This window comes from Nitrosomonas mobilis, from assembly GCF_900103035.1.
Classification (GTDB): domain Bacteria; phylum Pseudomonadota; class Gammaproteobacteria; order Burkholderiales; family Nitrosomonadaceae; genus Nitrosomonas; species Nitrosomonas mobilis.
Window position 1 is genome coordinate 1 of sequence record NZ_FMWO01000055.1, and the last position, 22,382, is coordinate 22,382.

At 49.5% G+C, this 22,382-nt stretch carries 23 protein-coding genes; 20 read left to right on the top strand and 3 right to left on the bottom strand.

Features of this window, described 5'->3' with window-relative positions; translation table 11 throughout:
- Window positions 1-2: 2 nt before the first annotated feature.
- The gene (locus NSMM_RS08715) at window positions 3-953 is read left to right on the top strand and encodes an IS1595 family transposase (RefSeq protein ID WP_090283515.1); all 951 of its coding nucleotides are present in this window, start codon (window positions 3-5) and stop codon (window positions 951-953) included.
- A gap of 75 nt (window positions 954-1,028) precedes the next feature.
- On the opposite strand, the gene NSMM_RS08720 is transcribed toward NSMM_RS08715, so the two are convergent.
- The 3 genes from NSMM_RS08720 to argS form a co-directional block, all read right to left on the bottom strand.
- Window positions 1,029-1,589 (bottom strand): thiol:disulfide interchange protein DsbA/DsbL, encoded by a 561-nt coding sequence (locus tag NSMM_RS08720; RefSeq protein WP_342671783.1) that lies wholly within the window; start codon window positions 1,587-1,589, stop codon window positions 1,029-1,031.
- A gap of 209 nt (window positions 1,590-1,798) precedes the next feature.
- Complete coding sequence (locus NSMM_RS08725; RefSeq protein WP_090286638.1) at window positions 1,799-2,440, bottom strand: SPOR domain-containing protein; 642 nt, start codon at window positions 2,438-2,440, stop codon at window positions 1,799-1,801.
- Between the two features lie 26 nt (window positions 2,441-2,466).
- Window positions 2,467-4,230 (bottom strand): arginine--tRNA ligase, encoded by a 1,764-nt coding sequence (gene argS, locus NSMM_RS08730; protein ID WP_090286731.1) that lies wholly within the window; start codon window positions 4,228-4,230, stop codon window positions 2,467-2,469.
- 166 nt (window positions 4,231-4,396) lie between these two features.
- Between argS and NSMM_RS08735 the strand changes: the two genes are divergently transcribed.
- From NSMM_RS08735 to NSMM_RS08825, 19 genes are all read left to right on the top strand, one after another.
- On the top strand, window positions 4,397-5,080 hold the full coding sequence (locus tag NSMM_RS08735; RefSeq protein WP_245654750.1) for a hypothetical protein: 684 nt from the start codon (window positions 4,397-4,399) through the stop codon (window positions 5,078-5,080).
- A 23-nt stretch (window positions 5,081-5,103) separates the two neighbouring features.
- Window positions 5,104-5,991, top strand: a complete 888-nt coding sequence (gene folD, locus NSMM_RS08740) for a bifunctional methylenetetrahydrofolate dehydrogenase/methenyltetrahydrofolate cyclohydrolase FolD (protein ID WP_090286640.1) — start codon at window positions 5,104-5,106, stop codon at window positions 5,989-5,991.
- Window positions 5,992-6,042: 51 nt separating this feature from the next.
- Complete coding sequence (gene aceE / locus NSMM_RS08745) at window positions 6,043-8,700, top strand: pyruvate dehydrogenase (acetyl-transferring), homodimeric type (RefSeq protein ID WP_090286642.1); 2,658 nt, start codon at window positions 6,043-6,045, stop codon at window positions 8,698-8,700.
- An 81-nt stretch (window positions 8,701-8,781) separates the two neighbouring features.
- A complete protein-coding gene (locus NSMM_RS08750) occupies window positions 8,782-10,170 on the top strand; it encodes a 2-oxo acid dehydrogenase subunit E2 (RefSeq protein WP_090286735.1) in 1,389 nt (462 codons plus the stop codon).
- 23 nt (window positions 10,171-10,193) lie between these two features.
- Window positions 10,194-10,877 carry a nicotinate-nucleotide adenylyltransferase gene (gene nadD, locus NSMM_RS08755; RefSeq protein ID WP_090286644.1) on the top strand — a complete coding sequence of 228 codons (684 nt, stop codon included), beginning with the start codon at window positions 10,194-10,196 and terminating at the stop codon, window positions 10,875-10,877.
- Window positions 10,874-11,203 (top strand): ribosome silencing factor, encoded by a 330-nt coding sequence (gene rsfS / locus NSMM_RS08760; RefSeq protein ID WP_090286646.1) that lies wholly within the window; start codon window positions 10,874-10,876, stop codon window positions 11,201-11,203. Before nadD ends, rsfS begins: the two co-directional genes overlap by 4 nt.
- 9 nt (window positions 11,204-11,212) lie before the next feature.
- Window positions 11,213-11,680: a 23S rRNA (pseudouridine(1915)-N(3))-methyltransferase RlmH gene (gene rlmH / locus NSMM_RS08765; protein ID WP_090286648.1), complete on the top strand. Its 468-nt coding sequence runs from the start codon at window positions 11,213-11,215 to the stop codon at window positions 11,678-11,680.
- Window positions 11,681-11,860: 180 nt separating this feature from the next.
- Window positions 11,861-12,487 (top strand): Maf family protein, encoded by a 627-nt coding sequence (locus NSMM_RS08770; protein ID WP_090286650.1) that lies wholly within the window; start codon window positions 11,861-11,863, stop codon window positions 12,485-12,487.
- Window positions 12,488-12,515: 28 nt separating this feature from the next.
- Window positions 12,516-13,967: a ribonuclease G gene (rng, locus tag NSMM_RS08775; RefSeq protein ID WP_090286652.1), complete on the top strand. Its 1,452-nt coding sequence runs from the start codon at window positions 12,516-12,518 to the stop codon at window positions 13,965-13,967.
- 178 nt (window positions 13,968-14,145) lie between these two features.
- Window positions 14,146-14,856: an energy transducer TonB gene (locus tag NSMM_RS08780; RefSeq protein ID WP_090286737.1), complete on the top strand. Its 711-nt coding sequence runs from the start codon at window positions 14,146-14,148 to the stop codon at window positions 14,854-14,856.
- 3 nt (window positions 14,857-14,859) lie between these two features.
- Complete coding sequence (locus NSMM_RS08785; RefSeq protein WP_090286654.1) at window positions 14,860-15,651, top strand: MotA/TolQ/ExbB proton channel family protein; 792 nt, start codon at window positions 14,860-14,862, stop codon at window positions 15,649-15,651.
- The gene (locus NSMM_RS08790) at window positions 15,651-16,070 is read left to right on the top strand and encodes an ExbD/TolR family protein (protein WP_090286656.1); all 420 of its coding nucleotides are present in this window, start codon (window positions 15,651-15,653) and stop codon (window positions 16,068-16,070) included. Before NSMM_RS08785 ends, NSMM_RS08790 begins: the two co-directional genes overlap by 1 nt.
- A gap of 61 nt (window positions 16,071-16,131) precedes the next feature.
- Window positions 16,132-17,265 carry a PQQ-dependent sugar dehydrogenase gene (locus NSMM_RS08795; protein WP_245654751.1) on the top strand — a complete coding sequence of 378 codons (1,134 nt, stop codon included), beginning with the start codon at window positions 16,132-16,134 and terminating at the stop codon, window positions 17,263-17,265.
- Between the two features lie 28 nt (window positions 17,266-17,293).
- On the top strand, window positions 17,294-17,803 hold the full coding sequence (locus tag NSMM_RS08800) for a C40 family peptidase (RefSeq protein WP_090286658.1): 510 nt from the start codon (window positions 17,294-17,296) through the stop codon (window positions 17,801-17,803).
- A 346-nt stretch (window positions 17,804-18,149) separates the two neighbouring features.
- On the top strand, window positions 18,150-18,755 hold the full coding sequence (gene gmk, locus NSMM_RS08805) for a guanylate kinase (RefSeq protein WP_090286660.1): 606 nt from the start codon (window positions 18,150-18,152) through the stop codon (window positions 18,753-18,755).
- Between the two features lie 132 nt (window positions 18,756-18,887).
- Window positions 18,888-19,097, top strand: a complete 210-nt coding sequence (gene rpoZ / locus NSMM_RS08810) for a DNA-directed RNA polymerase subunit omega (RefSeq protein ID WP_090286662.1) — start codon at window positions 18,888-18,890, stop codon at window positions 19,095-19,097.
- Between the two features lie 131 nt (window positions 19,098-19,228).
- A complete protein-coding gene (gene hslV, locus NSMM_RS08815; protein ID WP_090286665.1) occupies window positions 19,229-19,750 on the top strand; it encodes an ATP-dependent protease subunit HslV in 522 nt (173 codons plus the stop codon).
- Between the two features lie 87 nt (window positions 19,751-19,837).
- The gene (gene hslU / locus NSMM_RS08820; RefSeq protein ID WP_090286667.1) at window positions 19,838-21,172 is read left to right on the top strand and encodes an ATP-dependent protease ATPase subunit HslU; all 1,335 of its coding nucleotides are present in this window, start codon (window positions 19,838-19,840) and stop codon (window positions 21,170-21,172) included.
- A 21-nt stretch (window positions 21,173-21,193) separates the two neighbouring features.
- On the top strand, window positions 21,194-22,372 hold the full coding sequence (locus NSMM_RS08825; protein WP_090286743.1) for an acetyl-CoA C-acyltransferase family protein: 1,179 nt from the start codon (window positions 21,194-21,196) through the stop codon (window positions 22,370-22,372).
- Window positions 22,373-22,382: the final 10 nt, after the last annotated feature.

Below are 22,382 nucleotides of genomic sequence, written 5' to 3' on the forward strand. Positions count from 1 at the left end.
CAATGGCGATGAATAAAATTCAGTTTCAGGCAGGCCTGTCACTGCATGAATTTCTGCATCAATATGGCACGGAAGCACAATGTGAAGCAGCATTGTTTGCTGCGAGGTGGCCACATGGCTGGAGATGCCTGCGCTGCGATGGGGAGCGATATTCCTGTACCCATAACGGCCGCAAGCTATGGGAATGCCTGGATTGTGGCTACCAATGTTCTTCAATTGTCGGCACCGTGTTTGAAAATACTAAATTACCGCTAAGAACCTGGTTTCTGGCCATTTACTTGATGACGCAAAGCAAGAATGCGGTCAGTGCATTGGAACTCAAACGTCAGCTGGGGGTAAGTTACAAAACGGCATGGTCGATCAAGCATAAGCTGTTACAGACCATGCTGCTGCGCGAAGAGCAACGCCGTCTGGATGGACGCGTGGAGGTTGACGATGCTTATCTGGGAGGTGAAAGGCCGGGAAAGCGCGGGCGGGGCGCGGCAAGTAAGACGCCATTTGTAGCGGCAATACAAACAAACAGCGAGGGGAAGCCACTTTATATACGCTTGACTCCCGTAGCGGGTTTTACATATGAAGCGCTCAAACAGTGGTCGGCTGAATGTCTGTCATCTACTGCACGAGTCGTATCTGATGGTTTGGGGTGTTTCGGGGCGGTTACGCATACAGCCGCGCAGCATGAGCGCCATATTGTGGGAAGTGGCAAATCTGCTGTGCAGCGTGCCGAGTTTCGCTGGGTCAATACGCTTCTTGGCAATCTCAAGACTGCCTTCAGCGGAACCTACCATGCATTCAATCACGCCAAGTATGCACAGCGCTATCTTGCAGAATTCTCCTATCGCTTCAATCGCCGTTTTGATTTGGCTGCCATGGTGCCGCGATTGCTGCGCGCCGCCGCAACGACAGAACCTCTTCCGATCGGTATATTGAGAATTTCTGAAACAGGTAACTAATCAGGAAAGGCTTTGAACAAGCCCTAAGCAACACAGTGTTGTGACGAAATGTGAGTTTCTAGAGGTGCTCTAAAGTTATTTTCTCTCTTGGCGAACCTTGTTCAGGAGATGATTGAGCACAGCGATGGTGTCTTGCGGAGTGCCGCTCAGCTTGCCGCTGGTAAGGTAGACACCATTGACCACCAAGGCGGGGACGCCGGTAATTTGATATTGCTTGGTCAGTTGTGCGGCGCGGTTGGCCTGGTTTTGTACGGTGAAGGAATTGTAGGCATTGACGAATTTACTGCGTTCGATGCCTTGTTTTTCAATCCACGCAAACAGTGTCGGTTCTTTGGATAAGTCAATTTTGTCGCGATGGATGGCTTGATATAACTTGTCATTCAACTGTTTAGTCAGACCGAGACTTTCCATCGCATAGAAGGTTTTAGCGGCAGGCATCCAGTTGGCACGGAAAACTGCGGGTATATAACGAAAGTTGACATCATCCGGTTTGTTTTCAAGCCAGCTTTTGAGATAGGGGTGGAGATCATTGCAGTGCGGGCAGCCGTACCAGAAAAATTCGATGACTTCAATTTTCTCGCCGTTTTCAGTTGGCTGTGGTGTGATAAGCCGGGTGTAATCTTTGCCTTCGGTCATTTGCGCCTGTGCGATAGTGGTCAGGCAAAACAATAAAGTACTCAGCAACAGGTAAATGGTTTTTTGCACGTTCATTTTTTCCTCTTGTTTGGGTTGTTTGATTGAATTGCAGATTCAGCATGGATAGTCTAACGCAAATTACTGGCTAATCATGCCAAGGTAGTAAAACTACTGAACTTATGCTTTTTGAAGTGATGCGGGAATGCCGATCAACCTGGGTTGCTTACCAGACTGGTGGTAATGCCATTTGACTGTAATGATCCGCGAATCCGGTCGAGTTCCTCCATCTTGTTAAAAGGTCCGATTTGTACGCGGTGTGCAGCTGCATTATTTCCGGATTTTTGTGTAATTACGGTGGCAACGATCCCCAATAAGGCGAGTTCAGCTTTGCGGCGCTCGGCTGCATCACGACTGCTGAAGGATCCGGCTTGCAGGTAATATTTAACAGGTTCAGGAGTTGTGCTTGCCACTTTGGCAGGGGGAGGTGGCGGTGCTTTGGAGGGGGTCGTTGGTGCTGCTGCGGTTGGAGCAGGATCAATGAAAAGCTCGCTATCCGGTTCTTCGATCCCGGGTAGAATATTATAGAAATCAAAGCGTGATTTGTTCTCGGCCGCCTGAGTTTTCTCGATGGATTTATTGTCCGGCTGGATTGAGGGCGAAGCTTTTTCAGTGGGCTGGTTCAGGATGGCCTGAGATTCATTGAGATAAGGGCTGGGTGCTTGGCTGATGAACAGCCAGACACCAATGGCACTTGCCAGACCCAAAATATAGCCGATGATCAGTCCTGAAAACAAGCCTCCGTTGCGTCTGCCTGTATTGGTGTTACTCCTTGATTTGTAATCGCGGCTCATGATACTTCCAGTCCTTAATGACATTCCTACATTTCAGTAGGTGAAGTTACGCCCAGTATGGTCAAGCCCTTGGCCAGAACCTGGCGGGTTGCAAAAATTAATGCCAGCCTGGCTATTTTAAGCGTTTCTTCAGCAACAAGAAAACGGGTGGAGTTGTAATAGCTATGAAATTCGCTCGCCAGTTCGCGTAGATAGAAGGCAATGAGATGAGGTGCACGCTCTTTGGCGGCGGCTTCTATCGTATCCTGGAAATCACTTAGTTTCTGCAGCAGAGCGAGCTCAGCTGGATCAATCAGTAGAGCAGTATCTGCCGCGATAAGCATGGCAGGTGTACCGCTCCATTGCGTCAGCACGCTGCAAATTCTGGCATGCGCGTACTGTACATAATAAACCGGATTTTCATTGCTTTTCGATTTAGCCAGGTCGAGATCGAAATCAAGGTGCTGATCACTTTTGCGCAGCACATAGAAAAAGCGGGCGGCATCATTGCCAACTTCTTCACGTAGTTCGCGCAAGGTGACAAATTCACCGGAACGCGTTGACATAGCGGCTTTCTGGCCATTGCGATAGAGGACGGCAAACTGGACCAGTGCGATTTCCAGTTTTTGTGAGTCAGCCCCTAGCGCTTCTATGGCACCCTTTACGCGGGGAATATAACCATGATGATCTGCTCCCCAGACATTGAGCAGGTGGTCAAAGCCGCGTTCGTATTTGTTCAGGTGATAGGCAATGTCTGATGCAAAATAAGTGTACTGGCCGTTCTCCCGTTGCGTCACACGGTCCTTTTCGTCACCAAAGCGGGTTGAGCAGAACCAGGTTGCGCCATCTTGCTGATAAAGCAGCCCTTTATCCTCCAGTAAGCGCATGGCATGGGTGACCATGCCACTGTCGAATAACGATTGCTCGGAGAACCAGGTGTCAAATTCAACGCCAAACTCCATCAGATCATTACGGCAATCGCCCAATTGTTCCGTCAGCACGAAATTATGCAGATAGGCATAATCCTGTCCGAGGATACTTTTGGCGCTGGCGATAAGTCGATCGAGTCGGGCATCTTCATTTTCAGCAGTTGTGTCTGTTCCGGCTTCGACTAATTGCTGCAACATCGACTCGGAGCGGTGTACGTAACGTTCGCCATGTGCGTTATGAATTTCCCGCGCCATTGTGATGACATACTCGCCCTGGTAGGCATTCGGTGGAAACTGGAAAAACAACCCGTTCAGTTCCAGATAACGCAGCCAGGCGGACAGGGTCAGGATGTCCATTTGTCGGCCAGCATCATTGACGTAGAATTCGCGTTTGACGTTAAAGCCAGCAGCAGCAAGTACGTTGGCGAGGCTGGCGCCAAAAGCGGCGCCGCGCCCATGTCCAACATGCAGTGGGCCAGTGGGATTGGCTGAGACGAATTCAATCAGGATGCTCTTGCCCGCACCCAGATGATGGCAATCGCCAAATGATTCACCTGTTTGCAGCATGGTATACAGAGATTGCTGCTTGGCATTCTGGGTTAAAAATAGATTAATAAATCCGCCGCCTGCTACCTCGGTTTTTTCTAACCAAGGTGAAACAGGCATGGCGGAGATAAATACGGCAGCCAGCTCACGTGGATTCTTCCGCAAAGATTTTGCCATTTTCATCGCAATATTGCTGGCGTAGTCGCCATGCCCAGATTGTTTTGGGCGAGCTAATTCAATCGGTGGGATGGTTTCGTCTGGAAGCGCCTTGTTTATGGCCTGTTGGAGCAGCGAAGCACAATAAAATTTGAAATTATTGGGAAATTTTGTAACCATGATGGGTAAATAATTCAGCAACTGCGCATTATATCGACTTGCTTGTAAACTGTTTGTGTTTTGTGGGGCAAGTCTGTGTATCTGTCTGTTTATGTGTGTTTGGGTTGAGCGGGGATAGCAGGTATATAATGACGACCATTAGTCGAACTAGCAAAGAGGAATTGAAATGATGGGAGCATCAACAGGGAACCACAGCAATGTATTAACAGCTGATAATGATGCGTTGTTGCTGGATGAGTGCATAGCACATGCAAAAGCAGTCATTGCCGAGCAAAGCGAACACATTGCGGACAGGAAAAAATATGATTTTGCGCCTCAGTTCAGGGATATGACGATTCAGCTTTACCTGGTAGGGGCGATGTGGAAATTCTATGCACAGTATGAGACCAAAGAGAGTGCTCTGGAAAAAGCATTTACAGCATTGACGGCCATGATGGTCAGGGATGGCGTCAAGTCCAGGATTGCCGAAAAAAGAACAGTATTTCTTAGAAAGACATCCAGTCTGGATGATGATGAAGCATTGGCTATGGCCATGGGCTATGAAAGTAAGCCAGGAGACAAGAGCCTTGCCGAAGTATTTGATCAATATCTGGATGAGGTCAGGGTATCCGGTGGATTGTGGCGTATCTTCGAACAGGGTAAAAAAATCCTAATTCTCGGCGGGCTGCTGTTTACGATGATTGGGGTGTGGCTGGTGACGCTGCTTCTGCCGGAGAGCGACAATCTGGCCATTCTTGCAGTTGGGTTGCTGATGGGGTTTTTGTTCATATTACCCACCTTCCTGATTATTCTGATGATATATCGTTATAAGATCAAGAAGGGTGAACGATTGAGATCTTCATCCACCTGACAGACCAGGTCTTACTATAGCCCATGAGTGCAATTATTATTGATGGTCGGCTGGTTGCAGATAAACTGCGTGAAGCGCTGAAATTACGTGCCGACGACTTATCGCGAACCTGGATGCAACCGGGTTTGGCAGTCATTCTGGTCGGAGATGATCCTGCGTCTTCCGTTTATGTGCGTAATAAGGCCAGAGCTTGCGAGGCACTGGCGATTCGGTCTGAAGTGTTTAATTATCCTGGTGATATTTCTCAGGAAGCACTATTGCGTCAGATTCGGATTCTAAATGCTAATGTCGAGATTCATGGAATCCTGGTGCAGTTGCCTTTGCCGGCACACATCCGAATACACGAAGTGATTGCCGCCATTGCTATTGAGAAGGATGTTGATGGTTTTCATCCATGCAATGTGGGTGCACTGGCGACTGGTCATGCCCAACTGATGCCCTGTACGCCTTATGGCGTCATGCAAATGCTGGCGCATTATGAAATTCCGATAGAGGGACGGCATGCGGTGATCGTTGGGCGGAGCAATATTGTTGGAAAACCGATGGCGTTGATGTTGCTGGAACAGGGTGCGACCGTGACGGTTTGCACTTCTAAAACACGTGATCTGAGAGAGTATACTAGTCATGGAGATATCGTGGTCATGGCGACCGGAAGGCCAAATTTGTTGACTGGCGCGATGGTCAAGCCGGGTGCGACCGTGATTGATGTTGGCATTAATCGCATGCCGGATGGCAGGTTGTGTGGCGATGTGGAATTTGCCAGTGTCAAGGAGAAAGTCGGTTATATTACGCCAGTGCCCGGAGGCGTGGGGCCGATGACCATCATGATGTTGATGAGCAATGCAATTGAAGCGGCGGAGCGTGCCAGAACGGGTGCACAATTGGTGGCCCGGCACGGCAATATTCAGTGAGATTGAATAGTTGGCGGCACCCTAATCTAAATAAAGTTCGGTAAATACTATATGGAATTTCAGGATATTGATCCCCAGGAAACGCAGGAATGGCTGGAAGCGCTGGAAAGTGTGTTGCTGAATGAGGGAGCGGAACGTGCTCATTATTTGCTGGAGAGGTTGGTGGAAAAAGCGCGTCGATCCGGTGCTTATCTTCCCTACAGCGCGAATACCGCCTATATCAATACGATTCCGCCCGGCAAGGAAATTCGTTCACCAGGTGATCATGCGCTGGAACATCGCATCCGTTCTTATGTCAGGTGGAACGCAATGGCGATGGTGTTGCGCGCTAATCGTACTACCAATGTCGGCGGCCATATTGCCAGTTTTGCTTCGGCTGCGACTTTATATGATGCTGGCTATAACCATTTCTGGCGGGCACCATCGGAGAATCATGGCGGCGATCTTGTTTATGTACAGGGACATTCGTCTCCCGGTATCTACGCGTATGCTTATCTGCTCGATGTGTTGACAGAAGAGCAGCTGGATAATTTTCGCCAGGAAACCGGTGGCAAAGGCTTGTCTTCGTATCCGCACCCATGGCTGATGCCGGATTTCTGGCAGTTTCCCACCGTTTCGATGGGACTTGGCCCATTGATGGCGATTTACCAGGCGCGCTTCATGAAATATCTTGATGGTCGAGGCATGGCCAAGACCGATGACCGTAAGGTTTGGGTGTTTGCCGGTGATGGGGAGATGGATGAACCAGAGTCCTTGGGGGCGATCACGCTGGCTTCGCGCGAGAATCTCGATAATCTTGTGTTTGTCGTCAATTGTAATCTGCAAAGACTGGACGGGCCGGTCAGAGGTAATGGCAAGATCATTCAGGAGCTGGAGGCGGCGTTTCGTGGTGCGGGTTGGAATGTGATCAAGGTAATTTGGGGTTCCTACTGGGACCCTTTGCTGGCAAAAGACACCAAAGGACTGCTGCAGCAACGCATGATGGAATGTGTTGATGGCGAGTATCAGAGATTCAAGTCTCGCGATGGCGCTTATGTTCGCGAGAATTTTTTCGGCAAATATCCTGAATTGCGGGAAATGGTTGCCAATATGTCGGACGACGATATCTGGCGGTTGAATCGTGGCGGCCATGATCCGCACAAGGTTTATGCGGCTTACGCGGCTGCCATGCAGCACAAGGGGCAGCCAACCGTCATTCTGGCCAAGACCATCAAGGGCTATGGTATGGGGGAATCGGGTGAAGCGCAAAATATCACTCATCAACAGAAAAAAATGGGCACGGTTTCGCTGCAGGCTTTTCGCGATCGCTTTGGCATTTCACTGTCTGACGAACAGTTGGAAGATGTTCCTTATCTGAAGCTGGATAAAGATTCCCCGGAATACGCTTACATGCACGAACGGCGTAAGCAACTCGGCGGTTTCTTGCATCACCGGCGGCAACAGGCACAAAGTCTGCAGACGCCACCTCTGGAGGCATTTGATGCTTTATTGAAAGCGAGTGGGGAAGGTCGCGAGACTTCTACTACCATGGCGTTTGTGAGAATTCTGAATATCCTGGTGAAGGATGCCAATATTGGCAAACATGTCGTACCCATCGTTGCGGATGAGGCACGCACATTCGGCATGGAAGGCATGTTTCGTCAACTTGGGATATGGTCATCGGTTGGGCAACTGTATACGCCGCAAGACGCCGATCAGCTGATGTATTACAAGGAACATGAGCATGGCCAGATTCTGCAGGAGGGAATCAATGAAGCCGGCGCCATGTGTTCCTGGATTGCGGCGGCAACAGCTTATAGCACGCATAATGTGCAGATGATTCCTTTCTTTGTGTATTACTCAATGTTCGGATTTCAACGTGTGGGTGATCTGGCCTGGGCAGCGGGGGACATGCGTTGCCGCGGGTTTCTGATGGGTGGAACGGCCGGGCGAACGACACTGAACGGAGAGGGATTGCAGCATGAAGATGGTCACAGCCATTTGCTGGCTTCGGTCATCCCCAATTGCGTGGCTTACGATCCTGCTTTTGCCTATGAACTGGCGGTGATCATTCAGGACGGATTGCGCCGCATGGTTCAAGAGCAGGAAGATGTGTTCTATTACATCACGATTATGAATGAAAATTATGCGCATCCAGAAATGCCAAAAGGATCTGAGAAAGGCATACTCAATGGAATGTATCTGCTGCGTGAGGGCGAGAAAAGGTCACGTAAGCCCCGCGTGCAGCTCTTGGGTGCGGGCACTATTTTGCGTGAGGTGATTGCTGCCGCCGATTTGTTGGAGAAGGAATACGGAGTGGTGGCTGATGTATGGAGCGTGACCAGTTTCAATCAGTTACGCCGGGAAGCGCTGCACGTTTCCCGCTGGAATATGCTGCATCCCACAGCCAAACCAAAGCTATCGTATGTCAACACTTGCCTGAAGGATCGCAAGGGTCCGGTGATTGCTTCGAGTGACTACATGAAGATTGTCGCTGACCAGATCCGTGAATTTGTACCGGGTCGATATTGTGTCCTGGGAACCGATGGTTTTGGGCGCTCGGATACCCGCGAGAAACTCAGAAGTTTTTTTGAAGTAGATCGGTACTATGTCGTAGTGGCCGCGCTCAAGGCGTTGGCGGATGAAGGTACGATTCCTGTGGAACAGGTTGCAAAATCTATTCAGGTGCTGGGTATTGATCCGGACAAACCGGATCCAGTCAGTGTATGAGTCTGTTAATGTCACCTGACCAAGTAAAAACTGTTTTTTTAGCTGATATTTTCCGGGGTAAACCGACGGATGGGAGTGGATGTGGCTGAAATCAAGGAAGTCGTAGTGCCGGATATTGGTGATTTTGATGCGATACCGGTAGTTGAAATCCTAGTAAAGGAGGGGGATGTCGTCCAGCAGGAAGACCCTCTGATCGTGCTGGAGTCGGATAAGGCGACAGTGGAAGTACCGTCTCCCTATGCTGGAAGGATCAAGCAGATTAAGTTGAAGACCGGTGACAAGGTTTCGCAGGGAATATCAATCCTGGCGATGGAGTTGATTGCTGCTACAAATGAATCGCCTCAAGAGCTGCCTGCGGCCACACATAAAAAAGAAACCAGTCCGGCAGATGTCATCCCTTCGGCGACTGCGGTGGACGACGATCAGTATACAAGCAACACCATGTCCGCGCGCGTTGATTTCGATGTCAAAAATGTGCCGGCAAAGCAACCGCCTGCGAAGCGATCACCCGTGGAGGCTTCAGAGAAACCGGTATTTGAATCTGATCAAAATACTAAAGCCAACCCACATGCTGGTCCTTCCGTACGCCGCTTTGCACGTGAATTGGGTGTTGATCTACACAAGGTAACGGGTTCGGGTTCCAAGCAACGGATTCTCAAGGAGGATGTTCAGGCGTTTGTCAAACAGGTGTTGGCGGGCAGACAAAATGTCGGGAACGAGAGTGCGTTCGATCTACTGCCCTGGCCACAGGTGGATTTTGCTAAATTTGGTCCGATTGAGCTGAAGTCGCTGTCGCGGATTCAGCAAATTTCGGGTGCTAATCTGCAGCGAAACTGGATCATGATTCCGCATGTAACACAATTTGATCAGGCAGATATTACCGATCTGGAAGTGCTGCGAAAAAGGCATAACGAGAAAGTAGAGGCAGGTGGTGTTAAGCTCACAATCTTGGCTTTTCTAGTCAAGGCAGTGACTGTTTCCTTGAAGAAATTCCCGGAATTTAATGCATCTCTTGGTCAGGAAAAAGACATCAATCAGCTGGTTATAAAGCGATATTATCATCTGGCATTTGCGGCGGACACTCCTGCTGGGCTGGTGGTGCCGGTTATCCGCAATGCAGACCAGATGGGCGTGCTGGAAATTGCAACTGAGCTTGGCAGATTATCTGGCCTCGCTCGTGAAGGCAAACTAAAACCTGGCGATATGCAAGGTGGCAGTTTTACGATATCCAGTCTCGGTGGAATCGGAGGGACGGGTTTCACACCAATTATCAATGCACCGGAAGTGGCGATTCTCGGTGTTTCGCGGGCAAGCTACCAGCCGGTTTACCGCGATGAAACCTTTGTACCACGACTGTTGTTGCCCCTGTCGCTTTCCTATGATCATCGTGTTATCGATGGTGCTCAGGCTGCGCGCTTTACCACACATCTGACTGACGTTCTGGCGGATATGCGATTGGCGCTGCTTTAACTCGGGAAAACCTGAATGCAGTCATGAGCAATACAAGGGCGTTCCCGCTTATTGGTATTTACGGGGGCACATTTGATCCAGTGCACCACGGACATTTGCGGGTTGCCGAGGAAGTCTCGGAAAATTTAAATCTCGATCATTTGTATTTCCTGCCCGCTGGTCAACCACGGCTGCGTGATCTGCCTCCGGCCGCCAATCAACACCGTCGTGTCATGCTGCGCCGTGCCATTCGCAGCAATGCGCGTTTTTTTCTGGATGATCGGGAATTGCGGCGAACTGGAGAAACCCGCAGCGTCGAATCCCTGCGGGAAATCCGGAGTAATGTTGAAAAAAATGGAAAAAAAAGGATCTGTTTTATCGTCGGGGCAGATGCTTTTCTGAAGTTGCCGCAATGGTACTGCTGGCAGGAATTGTTTGAATTATGCCATATCGTGATAGTCAATAGACCAGGGAATGTACTGATAAGGTATGCCGCTGATTTGCCGTCCGTCCTGAGGAGTGAATGTGAAGATCGTTGGGCAGATACGGCAAGGGGCTTGTCCGAATCGTTATCTGGCCGGGTTTATGTTGCACAAACATCGCTGCTTGCGATTTCTTCGACCAGTATTCGCGCGGCGATTCAGGCAGGAAAGAGTGTTCGTTATTTACTGCCTGACAATGTAATAAGCTATATCATCAGGCGCAAAATCTATGCCGGAGGAGAATGAATTCTGATCAATTACTAAAAGTTGTCATCCAGGCACTGGAGGATATCAAAGCCAAGGATATCCGCGTCATTGAACTGGGTAAATTTGCTACGCTGTTTACAACCATGGTAGTTGCCAGTGCTGAATCTACCCGCCAGACTAAGGCATTGGCCAATCATGTACGGGAAGCGGTCAAGGTGGCCGGTGGCGAAGTTTATGGTGTGGAAGGTGAGCAGACTGGCGAATGGATGTTGGTTGATCTGGGTGAGATTGTCGTACACGTAATGCAGCCTGCGACTCGTGAGTATTATGATTTGGAGGGATTATGGGCGTCATCTCTGCATTAACGTTTATCCATGAAGATCCACATTCTGGCAGTCGGTAACAAGATGCCAGCTTGGGTCAGTGAAGGCTTTAACGAATACGTGCGGCGCATGCCCGGGGAAACCGCGATTCGTTTGGTGGAAATCAAGCCAGAGAAACGCGCGGGCAAGGATATTGACAAGCTGTTGAACATCGAAAGTGAACGTATTCAAACCGCCTTGCCGTCTGGATGTCATGTAGTGGTCATGGATGAACATGGTCAGCAGACTACCACTCTGCGTTTGGCTCAAATGCTGACGGGCTGGCTGGCATCTGGCCGGGATACGGCGTTTATTATTGGTGGTGCGGATGGTCTGCATTCGACTATTCAGCAGTTGGCGCATCAGCAGTTGGCGCTGTCTGCGATGACGTTGCCGCATGGATTGGCGCGTGTGTTGCTTGCCGAGCAGTTGTATCGGGCAACGACGGTAAATCGGCAACATCCCTATCATCGTGCTTGAGTCTTATGGCCACATCTAAAAATCCAAATTTCGTCACAATGCTGTATCGTAAATAAAAAATATTTTTTATATATCAATAATATGCTGCGGCAGCATTTTTATTTACGTTTGGTTTTGTTCGGAGCTCTGAATTAATTTTTAGAGGAGCCCATATTGTTTAACAACATGAATTGCTAACCAATGAGTGCTATCAAACATTCGATTTATCTGGCGTCACGCAGTGCCCGTCGGCGTGAGTTGCTGAGGCAGATCGGTATCCGTCACAGTGTGCTGCTGATGCGCGAAACACTCACGCGTCCGGCGGATATTGATGAATCCCCCTTGCCGAATGAAGCTCCGGCCGACTATGTCTATCGGGTGACGCATGCGAAAGCCGAGGCGGGCTGGTTGCGACTTGGTCAGCGTAATTTGCCGGTCAAACCGGTACTGGCGGCAGATACCGTGGTCGTGCTGGATGGTTGTATCCTGGGTAAACCACGTGATCCCCAGCATGCTAAAACCATGCTGGGGCAGTTATCAGGGCGGGAGCACCAGGTTTATAGTGCGATCGGACTGGCATTTCAGCAACAGATCAGGCTGCGATTATCGGTTTCAATGTTGCGATTTCGTGAAATCAGTCAGCAGGAGATTGATGCTTATGTTGCTGGCGGCGAGATATACGACAAAGCCGGCGCTTATGCGATTCAGGGGAAAGCAGCGGCATTTATCATTGAAATGAGTGGCAGTTACAGCGGTGTAGTGGGTCTGCCATTGTTTGAAACGGCACAACTGCTGGAGGAAACAGGGATTCCTGTTTTTTGCGATTGATGGTGAGCATGACTTGGAAAACCAGGTTATGAGTAGTGAAATTCTGGTCAATATCACGCCACAGGAGACACGCGTTGCTATCACTGAGCAAGGTATTACGCAGGAATTTCACATTGAGCGTAACAACAGTCGTGGTATCGTTGGCAATATCTACAATGGTCGTGTGAGCCGGGTGTTGCCCGGCATGCAATCCGCTTTTATCGATATCGGCCTGGAGCGCGCGGCCTTTCTGCATGTGGCCGATATTCTGGAATTTTCCCATGGACACCCCATTCGGCCGATCGAGCAACTTCTGGCCGAAGGCAGCAATATTCTGGTACAGGTCGTCAAGGATGCGATTGGAGTAAAAGGTGCCAGGTTGTCTACGCAAATCAGTCTGGCAGGGCGCTTGCTGGTTTATCTACCGCAGGATTCTCATATTGGTGTGTCGCAGCGTATTGAGGATAATACCGAGCGTGAGCAGTTACGCCAGAAATTAATAAATGCGCTGCCAGAGGATGCTGCTGGCGGTTTTATCATTCGCACCATGGCGGAAACCGCCGATGTATCAGAATTGCAGGGAGATATTAATTATCTCTACAAACTCTGGTTCGATATCCAGAAACGCGCATTGACTTCTCCCTCGCCCGCATTGCTCTATCAGGATTTGGATTTAAGTTTGCGGGTATTGCGCGATTTTGTGGATGCTGGGGTCGATCGTGTACTAGTGGATTCGCGGGAAACTTTTCAGAAAATGACGGCATTTATACAGGAGTATATGGTGAATGATGCCGGCAAAATTTGTCACTATACCGGCGTACGACCATTGTTCGATTTATATGGTGTCGAACAGGAAATTGAAAAATCCTTGGCTCGGCGGGTGGATCTGAAGTCTGGCGGTTATGTGATTGTAGATCAGACCGAAGCGTTGACAACCATGGATGTTAATACCGGCGGTTTTGTCGGCTTCAGTAATTTTGCCGATACTATTTTTAAGACTAATCTGGAAGCTGCGCAAGTTATTGCGCGGCAGTTACGGCTAAGAAATCTGGGTGGGATCATCATTATTGATTTCATCGATATGAATCAGGAAGATCACCGCAATGCTGTGCTGGCTGAATTTAACAAGGCGTTGCTCAGAGATAAAACCAAAATGACCGTCAACGGGTTTACTGCGCTTGGCTTGGTGGAGATGACCCGTAAACGGACGCGCGAGAGCCTGGCACAGATTCTCTGTGAAATCTGTCCCACCTGTCAGGGGCGTGGCGAAATCAGGAGTGCACAAACCGTCTGTTACGATATTCTGCGGGATTTGATGAGAGAGGCAAGACAATTTACCGCCAAAGAGTTCCGCATTCTAGCGTCACAGCAGGTAATCGACCTTTTTCTGGACGAAGAATCTCAACGTCTTGCCAATCTGGGAGATTTCATCGCTACGCCCATCAGTCTGCAAGTCATTGCGTCCTATACCCAGGAGCAGTACGATGTTGTGCTGATTTAGCCTCTCTGCTTTTCAATCAACTTTCTGTAAAAATATTGTTTTATTGACATTCAGTAGATTACTGATGCGACAGTTTGTCGCATTGTCAGAATAAGTTAATTGAATTACCACTGGTAAAAAGTGGTAATGTTTATACATTGATAATCATTATCATTTGCGGTAACATCTTGTGATGTATATGTCTAAAACAAATCATAAGCCGGTTATTACGTTTGCTTCTCTCTTTAGTCTGGTCACTGTATTAGGGGTGCATGCGGCCTTGATCTATGGGTTGATGCAGCATCGTTTCAACGTGGTGGAACCTTCAACAGTGACACTTTACGCTGAATTCATCTCGCCACCTGTCAAGGCTGAAGTTCCTGAGGCGCCTAAAGTTGATCTGCAGCCGGAGCCAAAACCGCCACAGATCAAACCTAAGCCACCGGTTGTACAGGAAAAGCCGATGCCGAAGCAGCGACTGGCTGCGAAAGCGCCGGCCAGAACAAAGCAGGATGTTGCTGCTCCTGTTATGCCTGTTGAGGAGTCCCTGCCAGTACCTGCCGAAATAGCGCCACAGGCCGTGGCGGCAGCCAGATCAGCACAAATGCCGGCTGGCCCGGTTACTTTGTCTACCGAATTATCGGTATCCTGTCCCGAGATGGCACGACCCTCTTACCCGGCGTTATCCAGACGCCTGGGTGAAGAGGGTAAGCTCACCTTACAGGTGGAACTGGATGAGTCCGGAAGAGTCACGCAAACGCAAATTGTCAAAAGCAGTGGCTATTCCCGGCTGGACAATGCTGCAGTTGCGACTGTTAAAACCTGGCACTGCCGACCTGCTACGCGCGATGGACAGCCTGTTCGCACAGTTGCTTTGCAGCCTTTTAATTTTGTTATTCAAGGAGAGTAATTGATGGAAAAATCGCTGGGCTTTGCTAATTTCCTGGCACAGATAGACCATGTCGGTATGGCTGTGCTCGGTTTGCTGCTGGTTTTGTCGGTTGCCAGTTGGTATCTGATTGTGACTAAAAGTATCTCCAATTATCTGGCTAAGCGCCGTGCCAGTCGGTTTCTGAAATGTTTCTGGAATATTGATTCGATTATCCAGCTGGAGACGGAGATAAAGCAGACAAAAGGCGATCATGCTTTTGTTCAGTTGGCAAAAACCGCTCTGGAAGTCACAAGCGATTCGCGTAAACATGGGTTTGAAAAACTGGCCGCTGCAGGTGGTACTGGAGAGTTGCTCACCCGTGCGTTGCGCAATGCGCTTGATCAGGAAGCGGCAGAAATCGAAAATGGCTTGACCGTGATTGCTTCTGCTGGCTCTGCTGCCCCTTATATCGGCCTGTTTGGCACTGTTTGGGGAATTTATCATGCCCTGATTCAGATCGGAATATCAGGCCAAGGCACGCTCGACAAGGTCGCTGGTCCAGTTGGGGAAGCGCTGATCATGACTGCGTTGGGTCTGGCGGTGGCCATTCCTGCAGTACTGGCATTCAATGCCTTTACACGTCGCAATCGTGTATGGATGACGCAACTCGACAGCTTTGCTCATGATCTTTACACCATTTTTACAATAGGTGGGAAAGTTGGTGAGGAATCAGAAAAACCTGTGACGCAGGGAAATACACAGGTTTCGTTTGGGTCGCCTTCCACATCGCTGGTCGGCGCGGCAGTAGGAATGGTTGCGGGAGTAAAAGACTGATGGCATTCGGTGATTCGACCCGTTATCAAGGCAAGGGTGCTATGTCCGAAATCAATGTGGTACCGTTGGTGGACGTCATGCTGGTTTTGCTGATCATCTTTATCATTACCGCTCCCTTGTTGACGCATTCGGTCAAGGTGGATTTGCCGAAAGCATCCAGTACTCCCAATCTGACGGAACCCGAGCATATCGAGTTTGCCATTCATGCCGATGGTAACTTCTTCTGGAGTGGTGAACCGGTTACACTGGATGCATTATCTGCACGTTTTGCGCAAACGGTTGCGGAATCACCTGATACCGAATTACACATCCGTGCCGATCGTGATGCCCATTATGAACTGGTCGCCAAGGTGATGAGTGCTGCTGCGCAGGCAGGCATTAGTCGTATTGGTTTTGTCACCGATCCATCCACGGAGTAATGCTTCGCTCACGTTGATTATCTCGGCGAGTGATTGCATTTGGTTTTACCTGGAGAGCATTTTGAATAAATCACTGGGCGGACGCATCGTATTGGTTGTTTTTTCTTGGTGTCTGGCGATTTCAACGCCATTCTCTCAGCCGTTGTCATCCGCTTTCGAAATCAAAACCGTTGCTGCTGGTCTGAGTTTTCCCTGGGGCATGGCCTTCTTGCCGGATGGGCGTCTGCTGGTGACAGAACGCATTGGGCGGCTACGCATCATTTCCGCCACAGGAGAGGTCTCCGCTCCCCTGAAGGGAACGCCAGCCGTCCTAAACGAAAAGCAGGGAGGACTGCTCGATGTGGTAATCGATCCGGATTTTGCGCGTAATAGTCTGGTTTACCTTTCCTATGCCGAGCCACAAGAGCAGCTGGCTGGCACGGCAGTGGCACGTGCGAGACTGGATGTGGACGGATTGATGCTCAAGGATTTGCAGGTTGTTTTTCGCCAGTTCCCCAAGACTCGGGGAGCACAGCATTTCGGCTCCCGATTGGTTTTTGCTCCAGATGGTAATCTGTTCATCACCCTGGGTGATCGTTGGGATTTCATGCAGGAAGCGCAGCAAATCAATAATCACTTTGGAAAACTGGTAAGAATTCGCCCGAATGGCAGTATCCCGGAATCCAACCCTTTCATGGATGACCCACAGGCAAAGCCCGAGATCTGGTCGTATGGCCATCGCAATATGCAGGGCGCAGCGATTCATCCGCAAACTGGCAAATTGTGGATACATGAGCATGGTCCTCGCGGTGGGGATGAGATTAATATTCCGGAGTCCGGTAAAAATTATGGCTGGCCTTATGCTAGCTATGGCATGCATTACTGGATGGTTCCTATCAAGGATGAGCATGCCGAACAGGGATTCGAAGAACCAATCCATCACTGGACACCTTCCATTGCGCCTTCCGGTATGGTTTTTTATACGGGAGATCTTTTTCCAGTCTGGAAGGGGAATCTGTTCATTGGCGCGCTGGCAGGCATGCAGCTGGTCAGACTGGTTCTCGATGGACAGAAAGTCGTTGCCGAAGAACCCTTGCTCAAGGGTATGGCACGTATTCGTGACGTCGAACAAGGCCCGGACGGAGCACTTTACCTGCTGACGGATGAAGCAAACGGTAAACTGCTGAAACTTATTCCTGAAAAGACGCTACAATGAAGGATCATTGAGTGAATATTCAAGATAGATGAAACAAACCAACAATATTGTATTCAGATATTTTTTGGTAGTATTGTTGAGCATCAGCACCGTAACTGGATGCGGCACATTTACCAGTAAACTCTCACAGCGTCCACCATCTCTCCTTAATAGAGAAACTGACGCAGACACAAAAGCTATTCTCGATCGGCTCTACACGCATTATCAGCAATGGCAGGGCACACCTTACCGATTGGGCGGGGAGAGTCGCTCCGGGATTGATTGTTCGGCGTTGGTCAGAACTGTCTATCAATCTGCTTTTGGTGTAGATCTGCCGCGGCTAACTGGTGTGCAAGCGCAATTGGGTAATGAGATTGGCAGACATGAACTCAAGGCGGGCGATCTCGTCTTCTTCAAGACCGGCAAACGTACCCAGCATGTTGGTATTTATCTGGAGGACAGGAAATTTCTACACGCTTCCACCAGCGTAGGCGTCACTATTTCTCGTATGGATAATACCTATTGGCGCAACAAATATTGGAAATCAGTCAGAATTTGATTGCCCAAAATATTAGATTATGTCTGCGTTAAATGTTGAAAAGACTTTAGACTGGAGCATCAGGACCGGAGAATATGGTTTATGAGCGTCTCTGATTTTCGGGAGTGACTGGAAAATATCGCAGCTTAGCCGTGCCGTGTGTTCAAAAAGAACGAGGCAGGTTATTGGCTGAGCGATGTGGTGCCGCAAGCTGTGGCCGTGAAATGACTTGAGAAATTATTTTGAACCGAGTTGTCCGGCCTGTCAGCCGGATCGGCTCTGTTGTCGGGTGCCATGCTGCTTTCGGATGTGAAAATCAGTTTTAACTATTAACGTAGACATAGCCTAAATAAAATATAATTTGCCAATGAGTTTTCTAATTGTCATCAGTGCACCTTCTGGCACAGGTAAAACCAGCGTTGTCAGCTCGCTATTGCAAGTGGATCCAAATATCAATCTTTCTGTATCGCATACCACACGCCCGCCGCGACAAAATGAAGTGGATGGGCATGATTATTTTTTTGTAGATCGTGCGCGTTTTCAGGAAATGTTGAAGCAGAGGGAGTTTCTCGAGAGCGCTGAGGTATACGGTAATTTTTATGGCACTTCCCGTAGCTGGATTGAAGAAAAAATGGCGGCGGGCAAGGATGTTTTGCTGGAAATAGACTGTCAGGGAGCGCTGCAGGTGCGTGAATTATATCCACAAGCTCTGTCAATTTTCATCCTGCCACCTTCACTGGAAATTTTGAAACAACGTCTTGAGCAACGCGGCATGGATGAAAATAAAGTCATTGAGCGTCGCTTGTCTGCTGCTCGTGAGGAAGTCAGCCACGTTCATAAATATGATTACCTGATAGTCAATCAGGATCTGCAGGAAACTGTTCAGCAAATTGCTTGTATTGTGCGCGCGGAGAGGCTGAAAACAATCCGACAACTCGCCGGGCAGCGTGAATTGATTGCGCAGTTTGCCTGATTTGGTGCTATAACTCTATGGAGATTTCCGGTGGTCTTTGGCAAATAACAGACTAAATAAATATGCGTGTTTTTATCAAAACGGACGTATTCACACTTTTTAAAAATTACCAGACTGGAGTTTATATCAACCATGGCAAGAATTACCGTAGATGATTGTCTTGAAAAAATACCCAATCGATTTAATATGACTCTTGCTGCCACTGCTAGGGCGAGACAGATTTCAGTTGGATCCACTCCCATGATCGAGGAGTCGAATGACAAACCGACCGTCATTGCGTTGCGTGAAATGGCGCAGGGCAAGTATGGCGAGGAAATTATCAATGTTGGGCGCTTGTCGTAATTTTGCTGGCCCTGCGGCTCTGATACATTAGGTAATCTGTGGATTTCCTTCTTCTGGCAAATAGAGATAGCGCACAAAAAATCGCTAATTATTAATAATGGCTGCTTTTTTTATTACCTGGATTAAAAATCATGACGACGATTGTATCTGTGCGGCGCGGTGAACAGGTTGCGCTGGGCGGAGATGGTCAAGTGACACTTGGTGCAGTGGTTGCCAAGGCGACCGCTCGCAAGGTGCGCAGACTGCATCATGAAAAAGTGCTGGCTGGGTTCGCGGGCGGAACAGCGGATGCGTTTACTCTGTTCGAACGTTTTGAAGGCAAGCTGGAAAAGCATCAGGGACATCTGCTGCGTTCGGCGGTTGAGCTGGCCAAGGACTGGCGTACCGACCGGATATTGCGTCGCTTGGAAGCCATGCTGGTAGTGGCAGATCGTGAGGCGACCCTGATCATTACCGGTGCGGGCGATGTGATTGAGCCTGAGCATGGGTTGGCAGCAATCGGCAGTGGGGGCGCTTATGCCCAGGCTGCTGCGCGTGCCTTGCTGGAAAACACTGATCTGGATGCACGGGAAATTGTTAGTCAGGCACTCACCATTGCCGCAGATATTTGTATTTATACCAATCAATCACATGTGATTGAACAGCTCGACTGAAGGGTATTTCTAAAAATCTTATTTATAAATTTGAGTTTTTAGAAGTACCCTAAGCTTAATCCTTACCCAGCACCAGGAATAAACATTATGACGCAAATGACGCCACAAGAAATTGTGCATGAACTTAACAAACACATCATCGGGCAGGAAGCAGCCAAGCGCGCCGTGGCAATCGCGCTGCGTAACCGCTGGCGCCGGCAGCAGGTCGATGAGCCATTGCGTCAGGAGATCACTCCCAAAAACATTCTGATGATCGGCCCGACCGGTGTTGGTAAAACCGAAATTGCCCGGCGACTGGCGAAGCTTGCAGATGCCCCATTCATCAAGATCGAGGCAACCAAATTTACGGAAGTGGGTTATGTTGGGCGTGATGTCGATTCGATCATTCGTGATCTGGTTGAATCCGCCATCAAACAGGCACGCGAGCTTGAGATCAAGCGTAACCGGCCACTGGCGGAAGATCGAGCAGAGGAACGCATTCTCGATATTTTGTTACCAGCTGCACGCGATACTGGTAGTGCACAATCCGAGCAGTATGAAGAACATAGCGCGACACGGCAGAAATTCCGTAAAAAATTACGTGAAGGTGACCTGGATGATAAGGATATCGAGATTGAAGTTGCCATGCCTCAGGCCAGTATGGAAATTTTTGCACCACCTGGTATGGAGGAGCTGACTTCACAGATTCAGGGGATGTTTCAAAATATGGGAGCGAGCAAGAGGAAAACCCGTCGATTGCCTATCCGCGAAGCCAGAAAACTGCTTACCGAAGAGGAAGCGAGTCGATTGATCAATGATGAGGAACTGAAACTTAGGGCCACACAGAACGTGGAGCAGAATGGCATCGTGTTTCTGGATGAAATCGACAAAATCACCAGTCGCTCGGAAGTGTCCGGATCGGATGTTTCCCGGCAGGGAGTACAACGGGATCTGCTGCCGCTGGTGGAGGGTACGACAGTTACTACCAAATATGGCATGATTCGTACAGACCATATTCTGTTTATTGCCAGCGGTGCATTTCATATTGCTAAGCCGTCCGACTTGATTCCTGAACTGCAGGGGCGTTTTCCAATCCGGGTCGAGCTGAGCAGCCTGAGTGCCGGTGATTTTGAGCAGATTCTCACCAATACCGATGCCTGCTTGATCAGGCAGTATCAGGCGCTATTGAAAACCGAGGGTGTGGAGCTCAAATTTACGGATACGGCGATCCGGCGGTTGGCTGAAATAGCCTCGACAGTTAATGAAAAAACTGAAAATATCGGTGCGCGGCGGCTGCATACTGTACTGGAAAAACTGTTGGAGGAAATTTCCTTTAATGCTACACGTTATGAAAATACGACCCTGACAATTGATGCTGTGCTTGTTGATGAGCGTCTGGGAGAACTGTCCCGGAGCGAGGATCTGGCGCGCTACGTGCTTTGATGCTCTGATTGCGTAATGCCCATGACTGATGTTGTCGTCCTGAGTGGTGTCAGAACCGCTATCGGCGATTTTGGCGGTGCACTTAAAGGGCATTCTCCAATCTCGCTTGCGAGCATTATTACTAAGGAAGCAGTTTCCTGCTCAAGGATTGATCCGGCATTAATCGGACATTTGTTTGCCGGCCATGTCATTCCAACCGAGCTCCGTGACATGTATCTGGCGCGTTCGGTTGCCATCGAGGCGGGATTGGCGCAATCGACTGCGGCACTGACACTCAACCGGATTTGTGGCAGCGGCCTGCAGGCTGTTATTTCTGCTGCTCACGCGATCATGCTGGGTGATGCTCAAGCGGCCGTCGCAGTAGGTGTGGAATCGATGAGCCGGGGAGGGTATCTGTTGCCGTCGCTGCGCTGGGGGCAGCGGATGCGGGATGCAACAGCTATGGACATGATGGTCGGTGCGCTGACCGATCCCTTTGACTGTGTACATATGGGGGTGACGGCGGAGAATATTGCGAGGAAATGGGGAATCAATCGCGAGCAGCAGGACGAGTTTGCACTGGAAAGTCACCAGCGTGCACTCCATGCCATTGATCAGGGTTATTTCCACGAGCAGATTATCCCAATCGAAATTGCAGATCGTAACGGAAACAGATTATTTGCAACGGACGAGCATCCTCGTCAGACCAGTATCGAAGCGCTCGCGAAACTAAGCCCAGTTTTTATTGAGAATGGTACCGTGACCGCCGGTAATGCTTCCAGCATTAACGATGCTGCTGCAGCACTGGTGCTGATGGAAGGCGATGCTGCCAGCAGACAAAGTGAGCTTGTACCGCTTGCACGTCTGGTTGCTTATGGTCATGCGGGAGTTGATCCAGCTTTCATGGGAATCGGCCCGGTACCTGCAGTCAGGCAAGCGCTGCAACGCGCCGGTTTGCGTGTGGAAGACATGGATGTCATCGAATCCAACGAAGCCTTTGCTGTTCAGGCTTGCGCAGTAGTGCGAGAATTGGATTTCGATCCGGCCAAAACTAATCCCAATGGCGGCGCCGTGGCGTTGGGGCATCCAGTTGGCGCAACCGGCTGTATTCTGGTGATCAAGGCTATTCATGAGCTACGTCGCTGCCGTGGGCGGTATGCACTGGTTACATTATGTATTGGCGGCGGACAGGGTATCGCCGCGATATTCGAGCGTCTCTGAGTTTTAAAAC

Bases quoted from the DNA above. Each gene is read 5' to 3' on its own strand.
- NSMM_RS08715 (WP_090283515.1), top strand. From the start codon at position 3: ATGGCGATGAATAAAATTCAGTTTCAGGCAGGCCTGTCACTGCATGAA.
- NSMM_RS08720 (WP_342671783.1), bottom strand. From the start codon at position 1,589: ATGACCGAAGGCAAAGATTACACCCGGCTTATCACACCACAGCCAACT.
- NSMM_RS08725 (WP_090286638.1), bottom strand. From the start codon at position 2,440: ATGAGCCGCGATTACAAATCAAGGAGTAACACCAATACAGGCAGACGC.
- argS (WP_090286731.1), bottom strand. From the start codon at position 4,230: ATGGTTACAAAATTTCCCAATAATTTCAAATTTTATTGTGCTTCGCTG.
- NSMM_RS08735 (WP_245654750.1), top strand. From the start codon at position 4,397: ATGATGGGAGCATCAACAGGGAACCACAGCAATGTATTAACAGCTGAT.
- folD (WP_090286640.1), top strand. From the start codon at position 5,104: ATGAGTGCAATTATTATTGATGGTCGGCTGGTTGCAGATAAACTGCGT.
- aceE (WP_090286642.1), top strand. From the start codon at position 6,043: ATGGAATTTCAGGATATTGATCCCCAGGAAACGCAGGAATGGCTGGAA.
- nadD (WP_090286644.1), top strand. From the start codon at position 10,194: ATGAGCAATACAAGGGCGTTCCCGCTTATTGGTATTTACGGGGGCACA.
- rsfS (WP_090286646.1), top strand. From the start codon at position 10,874: ATGAATTCTGATCAATTACTAAAAGTTGTCATCCAGGCACTGGAGGAT.
- rlmH (WP_090286648.1), top strand. From the start codon at position 11,213: ATGAAGATCCACATTCTGGCAGTCGGTAACAAGATGCCAGCTTGGGTC.
- NSMM_RS08770 (WP_090286650.1), top strand. From the start codon at position 11,861: ATGAGTGCTATCAAACATTCGATTTATCTGGCGTCACGCAGTGCCCGT.
- rng (WP_090286652.1), top strand. From the start codon at position 12,516: ATGAGTAGTGAAATTCTGGTCAATATCACGCCACAGGAGACACGCGTT.
- NSMM_RS08780 (WP_090286737.1), top strand. From the start codon at position 14,146: ATGTCTAAAACAAATCATAAGCCGGTTATTACGTTTGCTTCTCTCTTT.
- NSMM_RS08785 (WP_090286654.1), top strand. From the start codon at position 14,860: ATGGAAAAATCGCTGGGCTTTGCTAATTTCCTGGCACAGATAGACCAT.
- NSMM_RS08790 (WP_090286656.1), top strand. From the start codon at position 15,651: ATGGCATTCGGTGATTCGACCCGTTATCAAGGCAAGGGTGCTATGTCC.
- NSMM_RS08800 (WP_090286658.1), top strand. From the start codon at position 17,294: ATGAAACAAACCAACAATATTGTATTCAGATATTTTTTGGTAGTATTG.
- gmk (WP_090286660.1), top strand. From the start codon at position 18,150: ATGAGTTTTCTAATTGTCATCAGTGCACCTTCTGGCACAGGTAAAACC.
- rpoZ (WP_090286662.1), top strand. From the start codon at position 18,888: ATGGCAAGAATTACCGTAGATGATTGTCTTGAAAAAATACCCAATCGA.
- hslV (WP_090286665.1), top strand. From the start codon at position 19,229: ATGACGACGATTGTATCTGTGCGGCGCGGTGAACAGGTTGCGCTGGGC.
- hslU (WP_090286667.1), top strand. From the start codon at position 19,838: ATGACGCAAATGACGCCACAAGAAATTGTGCATGAACTTAACAAACAC.
- NSMM_RS08825 (WP_090286743.1), top strand. From the start codon at position 21,194: ATGACTGATGTTGTCGTCCTGAGTGGTGTCAGAACCGCTATCGGCGAT.